Origin of the sequence: Mesorhizobium sp. M0208 (assembly GCF_040322015.1) — a bacterium.
Taxonomy (GTDB): domain Bacteria; phylum Pseudomonadota; class Alphaproteobacteria; order Rhizobiales; family Rhizobiaceae; genus Mesorhizobium.
On sequence record NZ_JAMYSP010000014.1, the window covers coordinates 36,962 to 53,662 of the forward strand.

Genomic DNA, 16,701 nt, shown 5'->3' on the forward strand with positions numbered 1-16,701 from the left:
GCTCGCTTCGTCCAACTCCCTCGTCCGCTTCTGCCCTAATGAATGGCCGTTGCCAGAAACGCCACGTCGCGTTCATACAAGCAGGGCGCAAACCGGGAGACTGAAATGCCTGCCCAAAGCAATCTCCAGCCGATGCTGGCGGCTGCCGAAATCAACACGCTGATGGCAACCGTTTTCCCGCAGCTCAACGACCAGTTCACCTTCTATGAGGCGTTGGAGGTGTTTCCAGGCGGCTGTATCGTGCGACTCAATGCCGACGAGCGCCATTTGCGCCCCGGCGGCACCGTGTCGGGTTCGGCGCTGTTCACGCTGGCCGACATAGGCGGCTATGTCTGCGTGCTATCGCATGCCGGACCGGATGCGCTTTCGGTCACCACCAGCCTCAACATCAATTTCGTCCGCAAGGCCGAGGCCGGGCCGATCGACGGCCATTGCCGCATCCTGAAGCTGGGCAAGAGCCTGATGGTGTTCGACATCGACATCGTCGCCGGGCCTGAGAGACACACGGTAGCGCACGCAACGGGCACCTATTCGATCCCACCAAGGCGGGTACCGGCCTGATGCTTTCTATTGAATTTTTTGTTGATGTGTATATATGTGCGCACAGGGATTTTTGTTTGAGCGTGACAGCCGCAAAATCGTGAAGCGTCTCGAGGATGATGGTTTCGAGCTGGTTTCCGTACGCGGCTCGCATCACAAGTTTCGAAAGGGCGAGATCGTGTTGATCGTTCCGCATCCGGAGAAGGATCTACCAACCGGTACAGCTCGCGCCATCTCCAAACAAGCGGGCTGGATATAGGTACCTGAAGCGTCTTGGAGGCTGAGATGAAGAACTATTTCGCGTTGGTCGATAAAGATCCCAACAGCGCGTTCGGCATTCGCTTTCCCGACATTCCCGGCTGCTTTTCAGCCGCGGACGAGGCGGAAGACATCGTTCCGAATGCAGTCGAAGCGTTGCAACTGTGGGCGGAGGACATGCCTGTTCCCGAACCGTCCAGCCATGAGGCGATCGTTGCGCTTGCGGATATACGCAAAGCACTTGCTGAAGGAGGCTATCTGGTCTCGGTACCACTCATCGACAATGACAGCGCCGTCGTAAGGGCGAATGTAACTTTCGAGCGCGGCGTCTTGCGGGCGATCGACGCCGCAGCGCGCGACCGAGGCATAACGCGATCGGCATTCCTCTCCAGCGCAGCTCGCAAGGAAATCGAGGCAAAGCACTGAACTCACCTGACACAGGGCCAAAATCGCGATGTGGTAAAATCATACCTTTAACTCAAATCCTTGTTTTCATTTAAGTTTATCTTCCAGCAATCATTTCATGCGCCTTGACGCGATAACCACCCTCCCCTATAAACCGTGACGAAGCAGCGGCCCGCAAAGGCCGCCGTTTTGTTATTGGCGACGGCAAGTGCCTTTTGCCAATCCAAGCAACAAGAAACGCCTTCTTTTGAAGGTCCGAACCGAAAGCAACAATCCATGGCAACCTTTTCGCAGAAGCCTGCGGATGTGGTGAAGAAGTGGGTGCTGATCGACGCCGAGGGTCTCGTCGTCGGCCGTCTCGCCACTGTCATCGCCAATCATCTTCGCGGCAAGCACAAGCCCACCTTCACCCCGCACGTCGACGACGGCGACAACGTTATCGTCATCAATGCCGACAAGGTGGTGTTCACCGGCAAGAAGTTCACCGACAAGGTCTATTACTGGCACACCGGCCACCCCGGCGGCGTCAAGGAGCGCACCGCGCGCCAGCTGCTCGAGGGCCGCTTTCCCGAGCGTGTCGTCGAAAAGGCCGTCGAACGCATGATCCCGCGCGGCCCGCTCGGCCGACGCCAGATGAAGAATCTCCGCGTCTATGCAGGCACGGAACATCCGCATGTCGCCCAGCAGCCCGTTGTCCTCGACGTGGCCAAGCTGAACGCCAAGAACAAGAAGGTTTCGTAAGATGGCTGAGCTTTCCTCGCTCGCAGAACTCGGAACTGCCACCGGTAACACCAACACCCAGCCGGCGGCACCCGTCCATGTCCAGAAGCTCGACAAATCGGGCCGCGCCTATGCCACCGGCAAGCGCAAGAACGCCATCGCGCGCGTCTGGGTGAAGCCCGGCTCCGGCAAGATCGTCGTCAACGACAAGGTGTTCGCCGAATATTTCGCGCGTCCGGTCCTGCAGATGATCCTCAACCAGCCGATCATCGCGGCCAACCGCGCCGGCCAGTACGACATCGTTGCCACCGTCATCGGCGGCGGCCTTTCCGGCCAGGCCGGTGCCGTGCGCCACGGCATCTCCAAGGCGCTGACCTATTACGAGCCGGCGCTGCGCGCCGTACTCAAGAAGGGCGGCTTCCTGACCCGCGACAGCCGCGTCGTCGAGCGCAAGAAGTACGGCAAGGCGAAGGCCCGCCGGAGCTTCCAGTTCTCCAAGCGCTAAGCGCTGCGCAATTACACGCTATCGAAAGGCCGCCTCCGGGCGGCCTTTTCATGAATGGCGGCAACCAATCACCGGCGGCAGGCGCGGCTCGCTCGCATCGTGGCAGACTTCAGGCCTTGATGAAGTCGATAAACGCCCGGAGCGGCGCCGGCACGAGGCGCCGGCCGGGATAATAAAGGAACGGCCCGGAGAAGCTCTGCCACCAGGGTTCAAGCAGCGGCTCGAGCGCCCCGCTCTCGAAATGAGGGCGTAGCCAATCTTCGAACAGGCTGATGATGCCGGTGCCAGCGATGGCTGCATCGACTTTGAGGTCCGTCGCCCCGCCCAGGGTCACGAGAAGCGGCCCCGTCGGGTCGACCCGCACCACCTCGCCGTCGCGCTCGAATTCCCACGGCGGCATCGCACGGCTGGCAAAGCGGCCGCGCAGGCAGGCGTGGCCGAGCAGGTCGCTCGGGTGTTGCGGCCGGCCATGACGATCCAGGTAGGCAGGGCTGGCGGCGGTGGCGAAGCGCTGCACGCGCGGTCCGATCGGCACGGCGATCATGTCCTGCTCCAGCCGCTCGTCGTAGCGGATGCCGGCGTCGCAGCCGGCCGCCAGCACATCGACGAAGCTTTCCTCAGCGATCACCTCCAGCCGGATGCCGGGATAGGCGGCAAGGAACCGCGGGACGATGCTGGGCAGGACCAGCCGCGCCGCGCTGACCGGCACGTTGAGGCGCAACAAGCCCGCCGGCCTGTCGCGAAAGCCGTTCACCACGTCGAGAGCCGACTCCACCTCGGTCAAGGCTGGACCGAGCCGCGCCAGCAGGCCTTCGCCGGCCTCCGTCAGGACGACGCTGCGGGTCGTCCTGTTGAGCAGCCTGACACCGAGCTGCGTCTCCAGACGCCGCACGGCCTCGCTCAACCCCGACGCGCTGCCGCCGCTGGCGCGGGCGCCATCGCGAAAACCCTTGGCGCGCGCTACGGCCACGAAAGCGTTCAGATCCCCGAGATCGATCTTCATTGTTCGTCATTCCGCACAGCCTGTGCGGATTGTACCCAATTATCATTGGATCGGACAGCGTCTATCTGTGCGCCATCCCTGAAGGAGAAAGACCATGTCCAGTATCGACCAGTCCGGCACATTCATCCTCGGCGACCGCAAAGTCAGACGGCTCGGCTACGGCGCCATGCAACTCGCAGGGCCCGGCGTCTTCGGGCCACCAAAGGACCACGACACGGCATTGGCCGTGCTGCGCGAAGCCGTTGCACAAGGCGTCAATCACATCGACACCAGTGACTTCTATGGCCCGCACGTGACTAACCTGTTGATCCGCGAAGCGCTCGCACCCTATCCTGACGACCTCGTTATAGTCACCAAGATCGGCGCCAGGCGCGGCCAGGGCGGATCGTGGCTGCCGGCCTTCTCGGCCCAAGAACTCACCCAGGCGGTGCACGACAATCTGCACAATCTCGGGCTCGACGTGCTGGAGGCGGTCAACCTTCGGATCATGTTCGACGCGCATGGCCCCGCCGGAGGGTCGATCGAGGCGCCGCTTGCGACGCTCGCCGAGCTTCAGCGACAGGGCCTCGTGCGCCACATCGGGCTGAGCAACGTCACCGCTGCGCAGATCGCCGAAGGCCGCAGGATTTGCAAGATCGTCTGCGTGCAGAATCAGTACAATCTGGCGCATCGGGGCGACGATGCCTTGATTGACGATCTCGCCCGCGACGGCATCGCCTATGTGCCGTTCTTCCCGCTTGGCGGCTTCAATCCGTTGCAGTCGTCGACCTTGTCCAAGGTCGCCGCACGCCTCGGCGCCACGCCCATGCAGGTCGCGCTCGCCTGGCTGCTTCGCCGCGCGCCCAACATTCTTCTGATCCCAGGCACGTCTTCCGTCGCGCATCTCAGGGAGAACCTCGCCGCGGGCGATCTCGCGTTGCCCGAAGATGCGATCGAGGAATTGGACAGTATCGCCGGAACTGTCCCCGCTCACGCGTAGCGCGGCAATCGCTCTGGTTCGTGCCCGGCGTTAGTTAATGCTGGCCGTATTCGCCGGCTCGGCCGGGCGCTTCTCACCGGCGTAGGGCACGCGAAAACCGTTCGCCGCCAGCCAACCGATGGCCGCCTTCGGTTCGTCGGTCTGGATGATGGTGGCGCCGCGCTCGACCCAGAAGCCGTAGGTCTCGCGCGGCAGGCTGGCCGCGACCGCCAGCTCGTCGCCGCGACCGCCGGCGAGGAAGCCGCCCGGCTTGTTGACGATGGCATAGGTGTCGGCCCAGATGTGCCAGTCGCCCCTTACCGCCAGCGCGCGCATGCGCGGGCTGAACAGCGGGCCGCCGGTCTCCGTCAGCGTCTCTGATCCCATGCGCCAGTTGATCATCTCGACTGCGCGCATCGGGAAGGCCCGGCTCAGTTCCTCGGCAAACATGGCGTCGCGAACCGCGTCATCGGCGATGATCGGCATGAACTGGAAGCCGCTGCCGATCTCGGCCATGGCAGCCTTGACCCTGGCGATCCTCTCCGCATTCCACAGGTTCTCTTTGACGATCACCTGTTCGGCCATGCCGAGATCGCGGGCGACGGCGACCATGCCGGCGAGGCTTCCGGTGTCGAGCTTGTTGTCGAGGTTGACGAGAATCCTGTCCCTGGTCGCCACCAGCATCTCGCGCAACGTCGAGACCGTCTCGCCCGTAACGGCGCCGGTGCCTTCGATCACCAATCGGCAGGTCTTGAGTTCGGCCAATGTGCGGTTGACCACCTCGCCCTTGCAGGTCGTGGTGCGGTCAAGCCAGCTGTCATGCATGACGACGAATTCTCCGTCCTTCGAGCGCCTGATGTCGACCTCGACGATTTCGGCGCCCATTGCGATCGACGCCTCGACGGCGGCGATCGAGTTTTCGGGATAGAGCGTCTTGCCGGCCTGCATGCCGCCGGCGCGGTGCGCGGCCACCATCACATGGTCGCGCCATTGGTTGGCGTGCTCGAAACGGTCGAGAATCTGCCTGGCGCGCGTTTCACCCGCCAATGCCTGGCCAAGGGAGACCACCAGCGCCGCGGAAAGCAGAAGGCTCAGCCAAATCGTTCGCATGAGACAAGTCGTTCGCACGAGAATCGCTCCGTACCGGGATCGCACCCCGGTTAAGCGATGCCCGTGACAGGCAGGTGAACGAAGCCGGCTTCGCAAACGCAGGAAAATCAGATCAATGCCGGCCGAAGCAGCCGTTGGCGGCTACTTTCGGTTATTTACCAGGCAATCTCCGGGCCGGCCATGCGGGGTTCGCCTGGCGAGCAAGGATTTGTGACCGGATCGAATGGCCGTGATCCTCCGCAGGGGTCGCAATTCTGAGAATTATGTCCAATAAGGTTGCGCGTCGACGCACAGGAGATCGCTTCATGCCGCCAAGGACCATCGATCACGCCTTCACCACCCGCTCCAGGACGGGCGCGTCGTTTGAGCCGACCTATGCCGGCGCGCTGTCGTTCATGCGGCGCAAATATTCGAAGGACGTGAAGGGCGCCGATGTAGTGGTGTGGGGCATTCCCTTCGATGCGGCGGTCACCAATCGGCCGGGCGCTCGTTTCGGACCGCAGGCGATTCGCCGCGCCTCGGCCATCCTCGACAACGATCCGCAATATCCGTTTTCGCGCGACCTGTTCGAACAGCTTGCTGTGATCGACTTTGGCGACTGCCTGCTCGACAGCGGCAATCACCAGAAGACGCCTGCCACGATCGAGCGCGAAGCGGCGAAGATCTTGAAATCCGGCGCCTTTCTGCTTTCACTCGGCGGCGATCATTTCGTCACCTGGCCGCTGCTCAAGGCGCATGCCGCCATCCACGGCCCGCTGGCCCTGGTGCAGTTCGACGCACATCAGGACACCTGGCCCGACGACGGCAAGCGCATCGATCACGGCTCCTTCGTCGGCCGTGCGGTCAAGGAAGGCATCATCGATCCCGACCGCTCGATCCAGATCGGCATCCGAACCCATGCGCCCGACACATTCGGCATCAAGATCCTATATGGCCATGAAGTGGAGGAAATGCGGGCGTCCGACATCGCCTATGCCATCGTCGACCGTACGGGCGGCAAGAAGACCTACGTCACTTTCGACATCGATTGTCTGGATCCGGCTTTTGCGCCCGGCACGGGAACGCCGGTCGCGGGAGGCCCGTCTTCGGCAAAGATCCTGTCGGTGCTGCGCCAGATCAACCAGGTCGATATCGTCGGCGCCGACGTCGTCGAGGTTGCGCCAGCCTATGATCACGCCGATATAACGGCAATTGCCGGCTCGATGGTGGCCATGCACTATCTCGGGCTGCTGGCGGAACGAAAGGCCCGGCTCGAGGACATGAACCAGAGCAACCACAGCGTTGCCGGATTGAATCAGGCAAGCGGCATATAGCTTTGAGATAACAGGAATTTTGGCAGGCAATGAAACCGAAAATCTTCATCGACGGCGAGCACGGCACCACCGGTTTGCAGATAAGGGCGCTGCTTGCCGAGCGCGGCGACCTGGAAATCATCTCCATCCCGGCCGAACGCCGCAAGGAAACGGCAGCGCGCGCCGAGTTCCTCAATGCCGCCGATGTTGCGATCCTCTGCCTACCGGACGCGGCCGCTAAGGAAAGCGTTTCGCTGATCGCCAATGACACCACCAAGGTGATCGACGCCTCGACGGCGCATCGCGTCGCCGAGGGCTGGGAATATGGTTTCGCCGAAATGGAAAAGGAACAGGCGAAGAAGATCGCTTCGGCGAAGCGCGTCGCCAATCCGGGCTGCTGGCCGCAAGGACCGATCGCGACGCTGCGGCCGCTGGTTGCGGCGGGGCTGTTGCCGGCCAATTTTCCGGTCACCGTCAACGGCATTTCCGGCTATTCCGGCGGCGGCCGGCCGATGATCGAGGATTATGTCGCCAAGGGCGAAGATGCGCCGGAATTCCTGCCCTACGGGCTGACGCTGCAGCACAAGCACGTGCCTGAGCTAAGGACCTATGCCAAGCTTTCGCACGATCCGATCATGCAGCCGGCAGTCGGCAATTTCGCGCAAGGCATGATCACCGTGGTGCCGCTGCAACTCGGCGGCCTCGACCATGTGCCGACCGGCGCCGAGCTTCATGCGGCAATCGCCGATCATTTCGCTTCCATCGATGGCGGCGTGGTCGAGGTGGCGCCGTATCTGCATCAGGAACGCATGCCCGACATCGATCCGGAGATCTACAACGGCACCAACCGGATGAAGCTTTATGTCTTTGCCAATGATAACAGGGCGCAGGCGCTGCTGATTGCCGTCTACGACAATCTCGGCAAGGGCGCCTCGGGCGCCGCTGTGCAGAACATGGATCTGATGCTCGGCCTTTGAATGGATGCGCCGAGATTTCCAAAGCGCTGGAAGGTCGGCGCGCCGGAGCTCATTGCCGAAACGTTCGGTAGCCGCATCTGGAAAGTTGTTCGCGAGGACGGCTCACCGGCAATCGTCAAGGATCTAAAGCCTTTCGACGATGTGGAGGACGAGTTGCGTGGCGAGCATTTCCTCACCTGGCGACGCGGCGAAGGCGCGGTGCGGCTGCTCGGCCGCGACGGCCACCGCATGCTGCTCGAATACGCCGGCGAAATCTCGCTGTCACAGATCATTGCGGATCAGGACGACAATGCCGCCACCGCCATCGCGGCCGAGGTGATGGCAAGACTGGTCTCGCCGTCGAAGCACGCCGCCCCGCCGGACCTTCAGCCGTTGCGGAGACGGTTTTCCAGCCTGTTCAAAAAGGCGAAGGCCGATCGCGCCGCCGGCGAAAAGAGCCTGTATGTCGAAGCTGCCGAAATCGCGGAACGGCTGTTGTCCAATCCGCACGACGTACGGCCGCTGCATGGCGACCTGCATCACGACAACATCATGCACGGTCCACGCGGCTGGCTGGCGATCGATCCGAAGGGCGTCCTCGGCGACCTGGGTTTCGACGCCGCCAACATGTTCTACAACCCACTCGACCGAGATGATCTTTGCCTCGATCCGAGGCGGATCGCCCATATGGCGCAAGTCTTTGGCGCCACGCTCGGCCAGACGGGGCCTGCCGTACTGGACCACGCCGTTGCCTATGGCTGCCTGTCGGCTGCATGGCACCATGAAGATCGCAATGCGGTCGACGAAAACCGCGAGCTGGCGATTGCCGCAGCAATCTGGCGGGTGCGGCTCAGCCTCTGAGAGCGATCTCGTGGGGCAGCGGGTAAGCGCCCTTGGTACCGCGCCAATGCGCAGCGGCGAAGCCCAGCAGAACCAGCGCGAATGCCTGATGCGTCAGGGCCATGTGCAGCGGCACCTGCATCAACAGGGTGCCGATGCCGATCGACGCCTGCACCACGACAATCAGGAACAGCAGCGTCGCGCGTCGGGCATGCGTCGTGCCGGGCAGACGCCGGCGTGTCGCGATCATATGCCAGAGCGCGACCGCGAAGATCGTGTAGGCGCCGATCCGGTGGACGAACTGCACTGTCTTCGGATTTTCGAAGAAATTGCGCCACGCCGGCTCGAGCAGCAGCAGGTCGCCAGGGACCAGCTTGCCGTCCATCAGCGGCCAGGTGTTGTAGCTCAAGCCGGCGTCAAGCCCCGCGACCAGCCCGCCGAGATAGATCTGGACCAGCGCCAGCAGTACCAGAATGCCGGCCAGACGTTGCGTCGAGCGGTCGGCGGCAGGTTCCGAGTGCGGCGCCAGCCCACGCGCGACAACCATGGTCGCCGTGAAGATCAGCGCCGCCAGCGTCAGATGCGTCGCCAGCCGGTATTGGCTGACCGAAACCCGGTCAACCAGGCCGGATGCCACCATCCACCAGCCTATCGCGCCCTGCAGCCCGCCGAGCAGGAGGATGCCCGACAATCTCGTGCCGAGGCCCCGCTCAATGCGGCGCGTCACCCAGAAGAACAGCAGCGGCAGGGCGAAGACCGCGCCGACACTACGTGCCAGGATACGATGCACCCATTCCCACCAGAAGATCGACTTGAACGCCACGATGCTCATGCCCTTGTTGAGTTCGGCATATTGCGGGATCTGCTGGTAGCGCAGGAACTCCTCCTGCCACTCGGAATCGTTGAGCGGCGGGATGACGCCGTGAATCGGCTCCCATTCGGTGATCGACAGGCCGGAATCGGTGAGCCTCGTAGCGCCGCCGACCACCACCAGCGCAAACAGCACGAGCAGCACGACATAGAGCCAACCGCGCACCAGTGCACGATTGCGAACGTCTCGATCGCGGGCGGCGAAGGGCGCGTCGTCGGATATGGCAGCAGCCATGGGTTTGTCCCGGCAGTTGAAGTCGCGGATTGGTGAACCATCGCAACCCGGCTTGCAAGGCCGGGCGACGCGGCACGCCGTCGCGCCGTTTCTGGCGGGTTGCGCGCATTCGCCGTTCGGCCTAAGCGATAGCGATCAACGAGATCGCGCCATGCCCATTCGCCTGAAAAAGCTGATCGGAAGCTTCCTGCTGGTAGTGCTGGTCGTCGTCTATGCGCTGGTCGCCTCGATCGTCGCGGTCGCCCAACTGTCGCAGTCCGGGCCGCTGGCGCACTTCATCTTCTTCCTGCTGAGCGGGCTTTTGTGGGTGCTGCCGGCGATGGGCATCATCAAGTGGCTGATCCTCGAGCCGCGGCCGAAGGGCCGAGGCAACAGTTAAATCGTCACCACCGTCTTGCCAGCATTGGCCAGCGGCGTCGTCACGCCCGACAACATGGTTCGGATGTGGGCGATGCTCTGATAGCGGCCGTTGACTGAAATGCGCGGCAGGGCATGCAGGAACCCGGCATGCTCGGCGCGCAGTACGCCGTGGCGGGTCGTCACCGCCGACGCATAGCCGGCATCGCGGACAAGGCCCACTTCGCGGCGGCCGACTGCGCTGGCATGACCGTAGGGATAGGCGAAATGGCGCGGCTCCTCGCCGAGTTTGGCCTGCAATATGCGCTTGACGTCGCCGATCTCATGCCGCGCGTCGCTCTCGGAAAGCCGCTTCAGATTGCAATGATTGACGCTATGCGCGCCGATCGTCACCAGCGGGTGTCCGGCCATGGTGCGGATCTCGTCCCAGTTCATCAGCGTGCTCGGGCGCGGACCGCCCAACTCGATGCCGTTCGAGCGCGCCAGATCGCGCAACACCGCACGCTGGTCCTGCTCGTGCACCTTCAGCGTCAGATAGGCGTGCAGGCGCGCATTGGCCTGGACTTTTTTTCCCCGATTCGAGCAGTCGATCGTCACCGGGCCGTCCGGCGTCGCCAGCGTCAGGCGATCGCGCGCATTGACGATATCCTCAACCACGTCCCACCACAGATCGGCAGCGCCGTCGATCAGTCCCGGCGCGACGTAGATGGTGATCGGCGCGCCGTGCTTCTCCAGCACCGGCAGCGCCTCGGTCATGTTGTCTCGATAGGCGTCGTCGGCGGTGATCGTCGCGAACTGGCCGTCCTTGTCGCCGGCCTTGATGCGCTCGATCGCCTCGTCCAGCGTGACGAACCTGTAGCCGTTCGCCTTCATGTCGGCGATCACGATATCGAGGAACCCAGGCGCGATGTTCAAGTGTCGGTTGACGCCATTCGGCTTTTCCGGCGTCGCGGTGACCCGATGGAGCATCAGGATGACGCCAACGCCGCCGATAAACGGCTTGGCCAGCGGCGCGAGACCGGAATAGCGGGCGAGATTGAGCGCCAGTTTGCGAATTGCCTCGCCCCCGTCGATCATTCATTCACCTTTTGCGCCTAAGCTCATCAAGCATGGAATGCGCCTGCGCGGACCCCCAATCGCGACGAATACGCCCTAAGGATTGAGGTATGGTTGACGCCACCGCGTCATTTGACGGCAATCAGCTGGCAAGCAACGAGGCGTCGCCGTATGCCTTGCCGGCCGGCAAAGCCGGCTTATCGATCTCGGTTGCCGATAGTGCGGCGCTGGCGGCGTACGCCGAATTCTGCCGTTCGGCGCTTTTTGCCCCGCCGCAGAGCGCAGGCTGGATCCTGAACTGGGCCGCACATACCGGCGCCGACGTCGTCGTTGCGACGCTGCGCGCCGACAACAGGCCGGTTTTCTCGTTAGCGCTGGAGGTCACTCGCAGTGGAGCGTTCCGCGTCGCCCGGTTCATGGGCGGCCGCCATGCCAACGGCAATTTTGCCGCCGCCGACCCGCAATGGCTGGCGAGTGCCGATAGCGCGGCGATCCGCGCTATGCTGGCTGCGATTGGCAAGGCGCGGCGTGATATCGATCTTGTCGCGCTAGAGCGGCTGCTGCCCGATCTCGACGGCGTTGCCAACCCGCTCTCCGCCTTGCCGCATTTTTCGAGCCCCAATCTGTCTCTGGCCGCCGGCCTAGCAGGAGGGTTTGATTCATTGCTCATCCGCGTGAGCGGCAAGCGCAGGCGCAAGAAGCATCGCTCGCAGGCGCGCAAATTCGGGGCCGTCGGCAGCCATTGCCGCATCGAGGCGAGGACTGCGGACGAGGTGAACAGGCTGCTCGATGCCTTTTTCGAGATGAAGGAATTCCGCTTCCGCAAGATGGGCATCGCCAATGTTTTCGGTGAGGCGGAGGTGCGCGCTTTTTTTCGCTCGCTGTTTACCGACGCGCTCCAAGAGGAAGATCCGTCCTTCGTGCTGCATGGGCTGGAAGTCGCCGGCAAGCTTCGTGCGGTCACCGGATCGAGCCGCTCGGGCAAGCGGCTGATCTGCGAATTCGGGGCGATCGCCGAGGACGAACTCGCACACACCAGCCCCGGCGACTTCCTGTTCTTCGAGAACATCCAGGAAGCCTGCGAGGCAGGTTTTGAAATCTATGATTTCTCGGTCGGTGACGAACCCTACAAGCGATTGTGGTGCGATGTCGAAACGCAACATTTCGAGGCGCTGGTTCCGCTGACGCTGAAAGGTCGCGCGCTGGCGCTTGCGCTCAGGCACGGCGCAAGCCTGAAAGCATTCATCAAGCACAGCCCAATGGTCTGGAAGCTGACCAAGCTGCTGCGCCGCAAGGCCGTGGGCCAGACAGCACCGGCCGCAGGCGAAGACGACAGCTGATTTCAATTTGAGAAAAATGCCTCAGGCCGCCGAGCGCCGTCCCGGCATTGGCCCCGGCGCCACATGGCCGATTGGCGTGACCAGCGTTAGGTCGGGATAACCGCTCTCGATGAGCGCGACTGCGGCTTGCGTCACCTGGTCGTCCGGCTCAAGCATGGAGAGCAGCACCTCGGTGCCCTCGCCCACCAGGCGGCTGATGCCTTGCGCGTCGGCCGGCCCGCATTCGACCACAACCAGATCATAGGCCGTGGTTAGCGACTGCATGATGATCGGCAGCCGGTCGGCGGCGCGCATGGCACGGACCGGATCGGCTGTGCCGACGGGAATCACGTGGCAATCCGAATAAAGATCGGGGTGGATCACATCGCTGAACTGCGCTTGCGAGGCGAGCAGATCGGTGATGCCCGGAAACAGCCCGCTGTCCAGCATCGGCCGCGAGGCAGCACCCGAAGCGGTGAGATCAAGCAGCAGCACGCGTAGCCCGGCGTCGGAGACTGCGCGCGCCACCAGCACCGCCGAGGCAGCCGCCTCGTCGCCTTCCGGTGACACGAATATGGCCCGGGCTGCACCGGTGGCGATCAGTTTTTCCGCGGCCTTGTCGATGTCGATCTCGCCGAGGATAGAACGTGCCGGTTCAATGTCTCCAGCAGCCATTTCAGAGTACTCCGGTTCGATTTTCTCGGCAGCCGCTTCCGCCACCGCGACGGGTTCCGGCTCCACTTTGGTTTCAATGATGCTGTCGTCGTCGATCTCGGCGACTGCCGGTTCGGACCGCGCAACCGGCGGGTCGGGCTCGGCCGATGCGCGTTCGGCCTGGACAGCCGGCATCGCAACCTGCTCGATGTGTTCGAAATGGGCACCGGCGGCCGGACGCATGGCACGGCCGGAAAACAGTTCCTGCAGCAACGTGACGATCGCCATGATGAGCAACGAGCCGACAAAGGCCGCGCCGACAATCGGACCAATCTTGGGGAAATAGGGTTCGGTCGGCGCCCGGGCCTCCGAAAATAGGCGAGCGTCAACAGGTAGGTAGTTGCGATCCTTGCGTGCGGCCGCCTGGAGATAGCTGGACGAGTAGAGATCGAGTTGCTGGCGCTTGGTCGCGGCATCGCGCTGCAGCGCATCGAGTTCCACCTGCTCTTCGCCGGCGCGGGCGGACGCCGCCTTCAGCGTGTTGACGTCGGCCACGAGTTGAGCCTCGCGCGCCTTTGCCGTCTCGGCCTGCGCCATCAGACCCTTCATGATCTTTTCCGCTTCGTTGCGGATCTGGCGGTCGAGATCGGCGAGTTGCGACCTCAGCGCCCGGATGCGCGGATGGTTGTCGAGCAAGGTGGTGGAAAGGTCGGCGATGTTGTTCTTGAGTTCGACTTGGCGCTCGCGCAGGCGCTGGATCAGTTCGGACGACAACACCTCCGGAACGGCATCCAGTGAGCCGCCACTGCGCAATGCCCTGCGCACGCTGTCGGCGGTCGCTTCCGCTGAAGCGCGGTTGGCGCGCACCCGTGACAATTCGCTCGACAATTCGGACAGCTGCTGGGTGGCAAGCACCGAATTGTTGCCGCCCATCAAAAGATCGGACTGGGCACGGAATGCGGCAACCTTGGCTTCCGCCTCCTTCACCCGATTCTGCAGATCCGCGATTTCCGGCGCCAGAAAGTCGGTGGCGGCGGAATTCGATTCGAGCTTGGCGTTGCCCTTGGAGGCGATATAGGCGTTTGCAATCGCGTTCGGGATCGCGGCGGCAAGCTGTGGATCCTCTGACGAGAACTCGATTGCGATCGCACGGGTTTTTTCGACGCCATAGACGTTGAGCTTCTCATGCATTGCGTCCAGCACGCGCTCTTCCAGCGGGATCTCGAAGGGATCGCTTTTCAAGCCAACGAGGACAAGGGCGCGGCTCAGCGCCGACATCTTCAGCGCCTCGTCGAATTCGGGCAATTTCGCCAGGTTGAGCTTCGCCGCTACCTGTTTGAGGATGTCGGGGGACGAGATGATCTGGACCTCGGTGGCCACAGCCTCTTCGTCGGGAATCGACCGCTCGTTGCCGTTGGCCCCGGCTGGCCGCGTGAACTCCGATTCTCGAGGCCCGATCTCCAGCTTGGCTGCCGCCTTGTATTCGGGCGTTGCAAGCCAGGCGAGCGCAAAGGCCAGGCCGGTTACAACCAGCGCGACGACAAGGATGCGCAACCAGTTTCGCGCCAGGCTGGCGAAAAGCTGCCTGAGATCGATGTCGACATCTGCGGCCGCGGATTGAACGGACATGCATCCCTGCTCCGGTACTGAGTCAGCATGCACCGTAAACAACTATGGTAACTCAGCCGTTAATATCGCGGTAAGAACCTGTTAGGCTCTACTAACAAGCCGCAAACAAGAGGCTGAAAACGATCTGCATTTGTCGATCCGGCCCGTACCGGCCGCGCGCCTTTACCGGCCATTAACCCTAACAGGACGATAACCGAGCTCGATCGTTAAGGTTTGCCGCAGAGTCGCCGGCTATTCAAAGGTACGTGTCCGCTCATGAAAAGCATTGCTCCCCTTTTCCGCGCGCTGCTTGCCGTATCGATGCTTTCGGGCTGCTCCAGCTACCGGCCGACGCCGGCCGCATTCCATGAAGTTCTCGACCAGCCCTATCGCCTCGGCGCCGGCGACCGCGTCCGCGTCACAGTGTTCGAGCAGGAAGGATTGACCAACACCTACAGTGTCGACCAATCCGGCTATCTCTCGCTGCCGCTCGTCGGCAACGTGCCGGCGCGCGGCCACACCGCCCAGCAGCTCGAGGGCGAGATCGCCGAGAAACTGCGCCAGGGCTATTTGCGGGATCCTGACGTTTCTGTCGAAATCGATCGCTACCGACCGATCTTCGTCATGGGTGAAGTGGGTGCGGCGGGCCAGTATTCCTATGTTCCGGGCCTGACCGTGCAGAAGGCCGTCGCCATCGCCGGCGGGTTCACGCCACGCGCCAACCAGGAGAGCGTCGACATTACCCGCGACATCAACGGCAAGGTGATAACCGGACGCGTGGTGACCTCCGACCCGCTACTGCCCGGCGATACAGTCTATGTTCGCGAACGCCTGTTTTGATGTGCTGACCAAGTGGCGGACACACTCAGGATCGTCCACTGCTTTCGCTCACCGGTCGGAGGCATCTTCCGGCATGTGCGCGACCTGACCGAGGCTCAGGTCGCCGCCGGCCATGCCGTCGGCATCGTCTGCGATTCGACGACGGGCGGCGATTTCGAGGAACGGCTGTTCGAACAGATGAAGGGCAGCCTGGCGCTCGGCATTCACCGCACGCCGATGCAGCGGCATGTCGGGCCAGGCGATCTCGCCTCGGCCCGGCGCACCTATAGGATCATAAAAGAATTGCGGCCGGACGTGCTGCACGGGCATGGCGCCAAAGGTGGCGCCTATGCCCGTCTGTTCGGCTCATTGTTGCGGGTATCCAGGTCTCGCGTAGCCCGCCTTTATTCGCCGCATGGCGGCTCGCTTCACTATGACGAGACGACCGCCATGGGGAAGCTGTTCTTCGCGCTCGAGCGCTTCATGGCTCGCTTCACCGATTGCCTGCTGTTTGTTTCCGATTATGAGCGACGGACTTATCGCAGGAAGGTCGGCGAGCCGCCTATTCCGAACGCTCTCGTCCACAACGGCCTGCGCGCCGCAGAGTTCGAGCCGGTGCGGACCGAGCACAATGCGGTTGACCTCCTCTACATCGGCATGATGCGAGACCTCAAAGGCCCCGACATCTTCATCGATGCGCTGGGGCTTGCCGCAACACGGCTCGGCCACCCATTGAAGGCGCTGATGGTCGGCGACGGCGACGACCTGCCGCGCTATCGCGCCCAGGTGAGTCAGCGCGGCCTGGACGTCGGCTTCCTGGCGCCGATGCCGGCCAGGCTGGCCTTCACGCTGGCCAAGCTGGTCGTCGTTCCATCGCGCGCGGAAGCCATGCCCTATATCGTTCTGGAAGCGCTCGCCGCCGGCAAGCCGATCATCGCGACGTCGGTCGGCGGCATACCGGAAATCTTCGACACCAGCTCGCCTGCCCTGATCCGGCCCGACCCGCGCGAACTTGGCGACAAGATAAGCGCCGCATTGGCCGATCTCGACGCCTACAAGGGCCTGATGCCCGGCATCGCCGACCTCAAGGCACGATTCGGCGCCGATGTAATGGCCGCTGAAATCGAAAAGGCTTATTTCGCCGCGCAAAAAAAATAGGGCAACGGGTTCCACCGGGCTGCACCTGGTGAAAGCGT

Annotated in this window: 18 protein-coding genes; 13 read left to right on the forward strand and 5 right to left on the reverse strand. The window is 62.9% G+C overall.

Translation table 11 applies throughout. The features are described from left to right. The first annotated feature begins 105 nt into the window (after positions 1-105). From NKJ17_RS16030 to rpsI, 5 genes are all read left to right on the forward strand, one after another. On the forward strand, positions 106-561 hold the full coding sequence (locus NKJ17_RS16030) for a PaaI family thioesterase (RefSeq protein ID WP_352506476.1): 456 nt from the start codon (positions 106-108) through the stop codon (positions 559-561). A gap of 34 nt (positions 562-595) precedes the next feature. Then, a complete protein-coding gene (locus tag NKJ17_RS16035; protein WP_352506477.1) occupies positions 596-799 on the forward strand; it encodes a type II toxin-antitoxin system HicA family toxin in 204 nt (67 codons plus the stop codon). Between the two features lie 26 nt (positions 800-825). After that, entirely contained in the window at positions 826-1,224 is a 399-nt protein-coding gene (locus NKJ17_RS16040; RefSeq protein ID WP_352506478.1) for a type II toxin-antitoxin system HicB family antitoxin, read from the forward strand. Positions 1,225-1,479: 255 nt separating this feature from the next. Next, positions 1,480-1,944: a 50S ribosomal protein L13 gene (gene rplM / locus NKJ17_RS16045; protein ID WP_023674645.1), complete on the forward strand. Its 465-nt coding sequence runs from the start codon at positions 1,480-1,482 to the stop codon at positions 1,942-1,944. Between the two features lies 1 nt (position 1,945). Next, positions 1,946-2,428, forward strand: coding sequence for a 30S ribosomal protein S9 (rpsI, locus tag NKJ17_RS16050; protein WP_023717316.1), 483 nt, complete (start codon positions 1,946-1,948; stop codon positions 2,426-2,428). Between the two features lie 109 nt (positions 2,429-2,537). On the opposite strand, the gene NKJ17_RS16055 is transcribed toward rpsI, so the two are convergent. Next, entirely contained in the window at positions 2,538-3,431 is an 894-nt protein-coding gene (locus NKJ17_RS16055) for a LysR family transcriptional regulator (RefSeq protein WP_254817589.1), read from the reverse strand. A gap of 94 nt (positions 3,432-3,525) precedes the next feature. Between NKJ17_RS16055 and NKJ17_RS16060 the strand changes: the two genes are divergently transcribed. After that, positions 3,526-4,410: an aldo/keto reductase family oxidoreductase gene (locus NKJ17_RS16060; RefSeq protein ID WP_352506479.1), complete on the forward strand. Its 885-nt coding sequence runs from the start codon at positions 3,526-3,528 to the stop codon at positions 4,408-4,410. Positions 4,411-4,440: 30 nt separating this feature from the next. Here the strand turns inward: NKJ17_RS16060 and NKJ17_RS16065 are convergent, their stop codons facing one another. After that, positions 4,441-5,499, reverse strand: coding sequence for a glycerophosphodiester phosphodiesterase family protein (locus NKJ17_RS16065; protein WP_352506480.1), 1,059 nt, complete (start codon positions 5,497-5,499; stop codon positions 4,441-4,443). 305 nt (positions 5,500-5,804) lie between these two features. Here NKJ17_RS16065 and speB point away from each other — a divergent pair, with 305 nt between their 5' ends. From speB to NKJ17_RS16080, 3 genes are read left to right on the forward strand one after another with little or no spacing between them, the layout of a single operon-like run. Further along, entirely contained in the window at positions 5,805-6,812 is a 1,008-nt protein-coding gene (speB, locus tag NKJ17_RS16070) for an agmatinase (protein ID WP_352477301.1), read from the forward strand. Between the two features lie 29 nt (positions 6,813-6,841). Beyond that, positions 6,842-7,768 (forward strand): N-acetyl-gamma-glutamyl-phosphate reductase, encoded by a 927-nt coding sequence (argC, locus tag NKJ17_RS16075; RefSeq protein ID WP_352506481.1) that lies wholly within the window; start codon positions 6,842-6,844, stop codon positions 7,766-7,768. Continuing rightward, positions 7,769-8,608, forward strand: a complete 840-nt coding sequence (locus NKJ17_RS16080; RefSeq protein ID WP_352506482.1) for an aminoglycoside phosphotransferase family protein — start codon at positions 7,769-7,771, stop codon at positions 8,606-8,608. Here NKJ17_RS16080 and NKJ17_RS16085 read toward each other — a convergent pair. Then, the gene (locus NKJ17_RS16085; RefSeq protein ID WP_352689369.1) at positions 8,598-9,692 is read right to left on the reverse strand and encodes a COX15/CtaA family protein; all 1,095 of its coding nucleotides are present in this window, start codon (positions 9,690-9,692) and stop codon (positions 8,598-8,600) included. The genes NKJ17_RS16080 and NKJ17_RS16085 overlap by 11 nt on opposite strands. Positions 9,693-9,843: 151 nt before the next feature. Here NKJ17_RS16085 and NKJ17_RS16090 point away from each other — a divergent pair, with 151 nt between their 5' ends. Beyond that, entirely contained in the window at positions 9,844-10,071 is a 228-nt protein-coding gene (locus NKJ17_RS16090) for a DUF2842 domain-containing protein (RefSeq protein WP_254817582.1), read from the forward strand. Here NKJ17_RS16090 and NKJ17_RS16095 read toward each other — a convergent pair. Next, a complete protein-coding gene (locus tag NKJ17_RS16095; RefSeq protein ID WP_352689370.1) occupies positions 10,068-11,126 on the reverse strand; it encodes a polysaccharide deacetylase family protein in 1,059 nt (352 codons plus the stop codon). The two genes, NKJ17_RS16090 and NKJ17_RS16095, sit on opposite strands and share 4 nt — an antisense overlap. Positions 11,127-11,215: 89 nt before the next feature. Between NKJ17_RS16095 and NKJ17_RS16100 the strand changes: the two genes are divergently transcribed. Continuing rightward, positions 11,216-12,445: a GNAT family N-acetyltransferase gene (locus NKJ17_RS16100; RefSeq protein WP_352689372.1), complete on the forward strand. Its 1,230-nt coding sequence runs from the start codon at positions 11,216-11,218 to the stop codon at positions 12,443-12,445. Positions 12,446-12,466: 21 nt separating this feature from the next. On the opposite strand, the gene NKJ17_RS16105 is transcribed toward NKJ17_RS16100, so the two are convergent. Further along, a complete protein-coding gene (locus NKJ17_RS16105) occupies positions 12,467-14,707 on the reverse strand; it encodes a GumC family protein (RefSeq protein ID WP_352689373.1) in 2,241 nt (746 codons plus the stop codon). Positions 14,708-14,962: 255 nt separating this feature from the next. Here NKJ17_RS16105 and NKJ17_RS16110 point away from each other — a divergent pair, with 255 nt between their 5' ends. Together NKJ17_RS16110 and NKJ17_RS16115 are read left to right on the forward strand one after the other, a co-directional pair. Further along, on the forward strand, positions 14,963-15,526 hold the full coding sequence (locus NKJ17_RS16110; RefSeq protein WP_352689375.1) for a polysaccharide biosynthesis/export family protein: 564 nt from the start codon (positions 14,963-14,965) through the stop codon (positions 15,524-15,526). Between the two features lie 12 nt (positions 15,527-15,538). After that, positions 15,539-16,663 carry a glycosyltransferase family 4 protein gene (locus NKJ17_RS16115; protein WP_352650001.1) on the forward strand — a complete coding sequence of 375 codons (1,125 nt, stop codon included), beginning with the start codon at positions 15,539-15,541 and terminating at the stop codon, positions 16,661-16,663. Positions 16,664-16,701 lie beyond the last annotated feature (38 nt).

Coding starts and splice junctions, on each gene's coding strand:
- NKJ17_RS16105 (WP_352689373.1), bottom strand. CDS start 14,707: ATGTCCGTTCAATCCGCGGCCGCAGATGTCGACATCGATCTCAGGCAG.
- NKJ17_RS16095 (WP_352689370.1), bottom strand. CDS start 11,126: ATGATCGACGGGGGCGAGGCAATTCGCAAACTGGCGCTCAATCTCGCC.
- argC (WP_352506481.1), top strand. CDS start 6,842: ATGAAACCGAAAATCTTCATCGACGGCGAGCACGGCACCACCGGTTTG.
- NKJ17_RS16100 (WP_352689372.1), top strand. CDS start 11,216: ATGGTTGACGCCACCGCGTCATTTGACGGCAATCAGCTGGCAAGCAAC.
- NKJ17_RS16040 (WP_352506478.1), top strand. CDS start 826: ATGAAGAACTATTTCGCGTTGGTCGATAAAGATCCCAACAGCGCGTTC.
- NKJ17_RS16085 (WP_352689369.1), bottom strand. CDS start 9,692: ATGGCTGCTGCCATATCCGACGACGCGCCCTTCGCCGCCCGCGATCGA.
- NKJ17_RS16110 (WP_352689375.1), top strand. CDS start 14,963: ATGAAAAGCATTGCTCCCCTTTTCCGCGCGCTGCTTGCCGTATCGATG.
- NKJ17_RS16080 (WP_352506482.1), top strand. CDS start 7,769: ATGGATGCGCCGAGATTTCCAAAGCGCTGGAAGGTCGGCGCGCCGGAG.
- NKJ17_RS16060 (WP_352506479.1), top strand. CDS start 3,526: ATGTCCAGTATCGACCAGTCCGGCACATTCATCCTCGGCGACCGCAAA.
- NKJ17_RS16065 (WP_352506480.1), bottom strand. CDS start 5,499: ATGCGAACGATTTGGCTGAGCCTTCTGCTTTCCGCGGCGCTGGTGGTC.
- rpsI (WP_023717316.1), top strand. CDS start 1,946: ATGGCTGAGCTTTCCTCGCTCGCAGAACTCGGAACTGCCACCGGTAAC.
- NKJ17_RS16055 (WP_254817589.1), bottom strand. CDS start 3,431: ATGAAGATCGATCTCGGGGATCTGAACGCTTTCGTGGCCGTAGCGCGC.
- NKJ17_RS16030 (WP_352506476.1), top strand. CDS start 106: ATGCCTGCCCAAAGCAATCTCCAGCCGATGCTGGCGGCTGCCGAAATC.
- rplM (WP_023674645.1), top strand. CDS start 1,480: ATGGCAACCTTTTCGCAGAAGCCTGCGGATGTGGTGAAGAAGTGGGTG.
- speB (WP_352477301.1), top strand. CDS start 5,805: ATGCCGCCAAGGACCATCGATCACGCCTTCACCACCCGCTCCAGGACG.
- NKJ17_RS16035 (WP_352506477.1), top strand. CDS start 596: ATGTGCGCACAGGGATTTTTGTTTGAGCGTGACAGCCGCAAAATCGTG.
- NKJ17_RS16090 (WP_254817582.1), top strand. CDS start 9,844: ATGCCCATTCGCCTGAAAAAGCTGATCGGAAGCTTCCTGCTGGTAGTG.